Below are 6,765 nucleotides of genomic sequence, written 5' to 3'. Positions count from 1 at the left end.
GCGGCGATTTCCGGGCCGGTCTCATACAGGGCGGGCGAGATGCTGATATAGGGGACCTTGCGGGCCAGGGCAAAGGCGAGCGCGGCGGTACTCGTGTCCGTGAAATAGATCGCCACCGCGCTGATCGGTCGCTTGCCAAGGCCCAGGTCGGCTGCGCTGAGGTCGACCGTCACCGCTTCGGCATGGCCGATCTCCCGGGCCGTACGCTGCGCCTTGTCGAGATCGCGGCCGCCGATCAGTAGCGGTACGTCGGGATAAGCGTGGCGCACATGCTTCGCCGTCTGGCGGCCGACGACGCCGGCACCGCCAATGAGCAGAATGGGATCGGATGTCATTGTGACGTCTCCTGGGAACGTGATAAAACCTACCAATGGTAGGTTTTGATAACGGTAAGCTACTTTTGGTAGGTTATCAATGAGGAGCGATCGATTGGCACGCGAGAAAGAGAAGGGAAACCCCCGGGAAGAGGCGGCAAAGCCGGTGTCTCGCCGGCTTTCCCGCGCCCAGCGGCGGCAGCAACTGCTGGATGTGGCGTTGACGATCGTTCGTGATGAGGGTGCCGATCGGTTGACGCTGGGGCACCTGGCGACTCGCGCCGGGATCTCGAAGCCGGTCGCCTACGACCATTTCGGTACGCGTTCGAAGTTACTCATCGAACTCTACAAGTCGATCGACCAGGCACAGGCAGCGGCGCTCCAGGCCGCACTGACCACCGGCGAGCGCAGCATCGAGGAGACCGTCGCCGCTCTCGCCTCGGCCTACATTCACTGCTACGCCGATACCACTGGCGAATGGCACGCGATCGGTGCGGCGCTGGCGGGGAGCGAGGAGAAAGAGAGGGTCTATCAGGAGCTGCTCGATGGTTACGTGCAGCTGTTCGCCGCCGTGCTGAAACCGCACACCGACCTGAAGCAGGCCGAGCTGGAGCGGCGCTGCATCGGTTTGATCGGTGCCGGTGAAGCCTTGTCAGCCGCGATGGCTCGCGGCAATTGCGGTGAAGCCGAAGCCGCGGATACGTTTGCAACGCTGATTCTGGGTGGGTTGCGTGAGTCCTTTTCATGCCGATCAGGCGGGGAGGGGTAGATGGATCTCGAGTCGCGTTATGAAGCCTACATCGTGTGTCTGAACGCCCGCGACCTCGAGGGTCTCGACGAGTTCGTCAGCGATACCGTCATCCACAACGGTTCGACGATTGGCATCAGCGGGTATCGCGAAATGCTGGCCGGCGACTATCGCGACATACCCGACCTGCACTTTGCCATCGAACGGCTGATATCCGACGCTTCGACCGTTGGCAGCAGGCTGCGCTTCGACTGTCATCCACAAGCCGAATTCCTGGGGCTGCGGGTCGACGGTCGGCGGGTCGTGTTTCATGAGAACGTCTTCTACCGGTTCGCCGAGGAGAAGATCCAGGAGGTGTGGTCGGTCATCGACAAGGCCGCGATAGAAAGGCGCGCCTCTGCCAGTACCAGAGCCGCGGTGGAATCTCTTGGCGATCCTGCACGCGGGATTGACTCACGTGATGGACGCGGATCATGGAAGGCGGGATGATCCTGCCAACGACTCAGGAAAGCGGTGACTCAGGGATGAAACGCATGGGCGCATGGCGGCGGTGGTTGTTGGCGGCATCGATGTTGCTGGTCTCCAGCCTGTGCCTGGCACAGACCCAGGAAGGTGGTGGTGAGCGGGAGTGGTACGCCATCGATTCGCTGAACAGTGGCCTGGGCAAGGCCACGGGTTCCGTCAACCTCAGAACGCCCCGGGAGTCGATGCGCACCTTCCGGGACCTGACCGACCGGGGCGATTTCGAGGCGGCGGCCCATATCCTCAATCTTGCCGATCTGTCCCCGGCGGAACAGCGTGAGCGGGGTGCAGAACTGGCCCGACAGCTCGCCGCCATATTCCAGCGTGGCAAGTCGATCCGTATCTCCAATCTCTCCGGGCGTCAGGATGCCGCCATCGAGGATCCCACGGGCGAGAGTCCCCATGCCGGGGAGCCACGTCGCGATATCGAGCTGGCCTCGCTCGAGGCCGATGGTGACACCTACGACATCCGGCTGGGTCGCTATCAGCTGGATAACGAGGAACCGGTCTGGCTGATCATGCCGGAGAGCGTGGCGGCGATCCCCGCGCTCTATCGAGAGTACGGCCCTACGGCGTTCGAGCGACACATTCCCGAAAGCCTGAAGGGCTCCTTCGGGTTGCTCAGGATCTGGGAGTGGATCGCGATCCCGCTGGTGCTGCTGGCGGTTGCCCTGGTCGGCAAGGGGGTCTACCGGTTGATCGAGGTGATGACGCGCTGGTTGCCCTCCGGGGCACCGAGCATCTTCGCCAAGCAGATTCGCGGCCCGGTGGCGCTCATCGTGATGTCGTTGCTGACCCAGGCGCTGCTCGATTACGTCGTCTCCTTCTCGGCGGTCGCGACGACCACCCTGCGCGTGGTGCTGATCGCTATCCTGGCCTGGGGAACCGGGGCCGTCGGGCTGCGGCTCGTCGATACCATGATGCTGAAGATGACGCGTCGCCTCGCGGGGCAGATCGACGATTCCAAGCCCCAGGACGACCGCAAGCTGCTGACGACGCTCTACGCGGTGCGGCGCATCATCATCCTCGTCCTTGTGACGGCGGTGTCGATCTATGTGCTGGGGCAGGTTCAGCTCTTCGAAACCCTGGGACTGTCGATTCTGGCTTCTGCCAGCGTGCTGGCGGTGCTGGTGGGCGTGGCGGGGCAGGCCGTACTCGGCAACATCCTGTCGTCGTTTCAGCTGTCGCTGGCCAAGCCGATACGGGTCGGTGACCTGGTGATGTTCGAAGGCCAGTGGGCCTATGTCGAGGGGATCTTCTACACGCATATCAGGCTGCGACTCTGGAACGAGCGGCGCCTGATCGTGCCGGTGACCTACTTCGCGTCCAAGGCTTTTGAAAACCTCTCCTCCAAGAGCACGAAGGAGTACCGCAGCCTCGTGCTGACGCTGCACCTCAGCGCCGATATCCCGATCCTGCGCGAGAAGTTCCTCGAGTTCGCCAAGGCGGAGGAGAACGTCATCGAGCACCACAAGCTGCTGTGCTGCGTGACCGACCAGACCGGCCCGGCGCAGACCGTGACCTGCTATCTGATGACGATCGACCCGCTATCGGGGTGGGCCGCCGAGGTGAGCGTCCGGGAGAAACTGCTGGCGTTCATCCGTGACGAGTATCCCGAGTGGTGGCCCAGGGACGTGGTCGTGATCAGCCATCGCGATATCGCCCGCGGGCACGCCTCGGGGGACGAGGGGAGCGATGAGGGAGGCGCCGCCCGATAGCGCGGGTTCGTCGCCTCGGCGTCCGGCCTGCCGTCAGGTCCCGGCGTTACCGGCATGCCTCCTCGCCATCGGTCCACAGCCAGTAGCCGGCCCCGAACAGCACGCCGACGATCAGGCCGGGCCCGGTGGCGGCACCCGCCAGCACGGCCAGGTTCCAGCCACCTGCGCCCATGGCCGCTGTCTCCACGCCATAGTGAGCGCAATCCTCGTTCACGCCAGCGTACTCGTGCAGTGAGTACTTGATGCCTTGTTTCACCCCGATGACTGCCAGCGCCGACAGGTACGGATCGCCGATGGGTGACAACAGCGGATTCGCTTCTTCGTAGCCGTGATCCAGGGCGTAGGCGGTGGTGGAAGCATCCAGCGCCGAGCCCAGGCCCGGGCCCCGGGTGTTCGCGCAGCCGGTGAGTGCCACGGCGGCCAGCGCGGCGGCCGTAAACAGGATCGAGCGGGTCGGTATCGAGCGTTTGATGGTGAAAATCCTCTGGTATCGGCCGCTGAGCGGCATGACGGTATGGGTAGTGCCGTCTCCATGGTCGATACGAGGAAGCGCTCACGCTCATCGAATAGATCTGGACGGCCGGATATCCAGTCATTGCTGGATCCGGCCCTCTCTATCGGCGTGGCAAAAATGAACTTTAATTAAGAAATTGCGTTTTGGTCTATATGTTTATAGGTGTCTGGCGGGGCTGACATTTTTCGGCCTATTTTTTGCGCCGTAAGGTCAGGAGAGAGGAGGCGACCGCTGCCAGAGCAGAGAGGGGCAGTTGCGGTCGAGACCGATGTCTCCCATCCGCCGGTCGGTCTCGGCGAATGGGAAACGGGCAGACAGGACTCAATCGACGTTCAGAAACGCCTTCAAGTCATCCAGATCGTTGTAGTCGTCGCTGCTGCCCAGTAGCTCATCGATCCTGGCCGCGAGCCGCTTGTCCAGGACGCCATCCGGATGGGTGATATCGTGAAGTTCGGTCAGATAGTCCACGAACTTATCGAACTCACCTTCGATCTTGCTATTGGCGTTGGGCGTCAGGACGTACCACTCTCCGGAGCGTTTGAAATAGATCTCGCCATCCGATCTCAGCCTGATGGAGGCGACGTCGACGGTATCGATATCCTTCTTGAACTCGCCGAAATCACCTGGCTTGCCCTTGTTGCCGAATATCTTGACCGTTCCCGGGTTCTGATCCCAGGCAGCGGGGGCGTCGGCGTCGAGATACTGCCTGATGGCGTCGGTATCGTTGTATCTGTCGGTCTTGGCGAAGACATCATTCATTTCATCGACGCGATCCTGGTCCAGCGTGCCATCGGGACTGGCGATGTCATGAAGGTCCGTCAGGTAACGGATGATCTTTTCCCGCGTGCCCCGATCGGAGTCATCATCTCCTTCCGAGGTGTTGATGATCTGTTTCACACCGTCCTTGACGAAGATGACGCGTCCATCGTCCATCAGTTCGATCGAGCCGATGTCGACGCGGTCGATGTCTCTCTTGAAGTTGCCATAGTTTCCAGGGGATCCTCCATCACCGAAGACCGGTAGTCCGCTGGGATCGGTGCCGAGATCGAGTTCGTCGCGCAGGTCGTCGAGGTCGTTGTAGTCGTCAGAACCTCCCAACAGCTCGTCTATCTCGTCCGCCAGTTCCTGGTCCAGTTCGCCATCCGGGTGGGCCATGGTGTAGAGGTTCTTCAGGTAGTCGAAGATATCGTTGGCGTCGCTTTTCGACAGGCTTCCGCGGTTATCGGTGTCGAGCTGCCACCGGACGCCATCCTTGATGAAGCTGATCTTGCTGCTATCGGTGGAGTCGAGCTCGATGGAGTCGATCTCGACACGATCGATATCCTTCTGGAAGTCGTCGAACGTACCCGCCTTGTGTTTTCCATCCTTGCCCAGCAGGAACGGCTGAGAATCGTCGAGTGCCCGTTTCAGGTCGTCGATATCGTTGTAACGGTCGGATTCGTCGTGAAGTCGGGTAATTCGATCGATGATTTTCTGATCGCGCTTCCCGTCGGGGTGGGTGATTTCATGAAGATCGGTGAGGTATTCGATGATCTCCTTGCGGTCACTCTCGTCGGCTTTTTCGCCAATCAGCGGATCGATGACCTGTTTGACCCCATCCTTGACGAAGATGACGCGGCCATCGTCGGCCAGCTCGATCGAGCCCACGTCGAGGCGATCGACGTCTCTCTTGAAGTTACCGGCCGTGCCGGGGTCCCCGTCGTCGCCGAAGCGAGGCAGGCCCGAAGGATCCGGCGTGCCTTCGCCGATGCCGGTGTCGTGGTCGTCGTCCCAGTCATCGAACCAGTCGTCGGAAATATTGTCGTGTTTTTCGACGTATTCGGTGAAGTCCTCGTACTGCTCCGGCCTGGCTTCCCACATGGGCTTGTCTTCGGGGTAGAGGTCGTCGTAGCGGCTGGAGCCGTGATAGTAGTTGTATTCGTAACGGGCGTGGAGCACGTAGTTGAGCTTGTCGCCCCAGTCGTCCTCGGTGACGCCGAGCCCGCCCCAGGTGCGGAAGTCGTCCTTGACTTCCTCTTTCTTTTGATCCTGTTTCTGCTTGGCGATGACGCCGGTGACGATGGCGGCGATGGCGCCGAAGCCGACGCCGGCGATCCCCAGCACGCCCGAGGCCACGCCCAGCGCCGAGGCCGTGGCCGGCCCCGCGATCATGCTGGCCAGCTGGGTGCCTGCCATGCCGGCGATGCCCACGCCACCGAGTAACTGCATCGAGGCCGCGGCGTATTCGCTGGGAAGGGCATCGGGGTTGTCGCGCAACCGGTCGATCGACATGGCGCCGAGAGCGATGTCCAGGATACCGCCGGCACCGTCGGCGATGCCGCCGACCGTCCCCATCACCGTACCCACGATCCTGAGTTTGCTGGAGGAGTCCATCTTGCTCGGATCGAGCCCAGTGTTGCTGATGCGGTCGTCGACCATGTTCATGGTGCGACGGCGTTCATCAGTATTCATGTTGTTGATATCGTCAGTTAGCTGTTGGCCACTGGTTTCCCCTGCATTGGCGATGCGCTCATTGGGCTCGCTCATCGCGTCCTCGAGGCGGATACCGTCGCCATCGGGCGTTACGAAATCCACGCCGTCGCCAATTTCATCGAGTGATTGTAAAACGCCCTCGGCCCAGTTCGGTGGAAAATCGAACTCTCCCAACTGCGGGGGCGTCGCGGAAATTGCCCGACGTTGGTTTTCCACGGAACCCAACCCATTATCCGCGGTATCTGGCACGGCGACGTCTTTTGTCGAATCCGGGAAGATTTCGGTGTAGGCCTGGCGGAGTTGATCGTTGTTCTCGAGACCGAGCCGTGTCGCCATGCCGGGCTTGTTGAGAGTGTCCTGGAACAGTTCATACGTCTTGGCGCTGGCCAGCGCCATGGCGGGAGAGGTGGCCACGGTGATCAGCAGCCGCCGCGCCGCCGCCAGGCGATCCTCCGTGGTCTCCCCCATGTTCTTGTT

At 61.6% G+C, this 6,765-nt stretch carries 5 protein-coding genes and 1 pseudogene; 3 read left to right on the top strand and 3 right to left on the bottom strand.

Annotation, left to right across the window (positions count from 1 at the left end; translation table 11 throughout):
• Positions 1 to 335, bottom strand: a pseudogene (locus tag AC3AYF_RS16515) (NAD(P)-dependent oxidoreductase); the annotation flags it as partial.
• Positions 336 to 429: 94 nt separating this feature from the next.
• Here AC3AYF_RS16515 and AC3AYF_RS16510 point away from each other — a divergent pair.
• Genes AC3AYF_RS16510 through AC3AYF_RS16500 form a run of 3 tightly spaced genes read left to right on the top strand, consistent with a single transcriptional unit; the run spans position 430 to position 3,302 of the window.
• Positions 430 to 1,083 carry a TetR/AcrR family transcriptional regulator gene (locus tag AC3AYF_RS16510; protein ID WP_487780024.1) on the top strand — a complete coding sequence of 218 codons (654 nt, stop codon included), beginning with the start codon at positions 430 to 432 and terminating at the stop codon, positions 1,081 to 1,083.
• Positions 1,084 to 1,551 (top strand): ester cyclase, encoded by a 468-nt coding sequence (locus AC3AYF_RS16505; protein WP_487780023.1) that lies wholly within the window; start codon positions 1,084 to 1,086, stop codon positions 1,549 to 1,551.
• Positions 1,552 to 1,586: 35 nt separating this feature from the next.
• Positions 1,587 to 3,302: a mechanosensitive ion channel family protein gene (locus AC3AYF_RS16500; protein WP_487780022.1), complete on the top strand. Its 1,716-nt coding sequence runs from the start codon at positions 1,587 to 1,589 to the stop codon at positions 3,300 to 3,302.
• A gap of 46 nt (positions 3,303 to 3,348) precedes the next feature.
• Here AC3AYF_RS16500 and AC3AYF_RS16495 read toward each other — a convergent pair whose 3' ends face one another.
• Both AC3AYF_RS16495 and AC3AYF_RS16490 read right to left on the bottom strand, forming a co-directional pair.
• Positions 3,349 to 3,810: a hypothetical protein gene (locus AC3AYF_RS16495; RefSeq protein ID WP_487780021.1), complete on the bottom strand. Its 462-nt coding sequence runs from the start codon at positions 3,808 to 3,810 to the stop codon at positions 3,349 to 3,351.
• 327 nt (positions 3,811 to 4,137) lie between these two features.
• Positions 4,138 to 6,765, bottom strand: a 2,628-nt coding sequence (locus AC3AYF_RS16490; RefSeq protein WP_487780020.1) for a DUF4190 domain-containing protein, incomplete at its 5' end; no start/stop codon positions are given.

The organism is Salinicola sp., from assembly GCF_982684285.1.
Note: the sequence above shows the minus strand (reverse complement) of the source record. Positions and strands in the feature narration are given on the sequence as shown.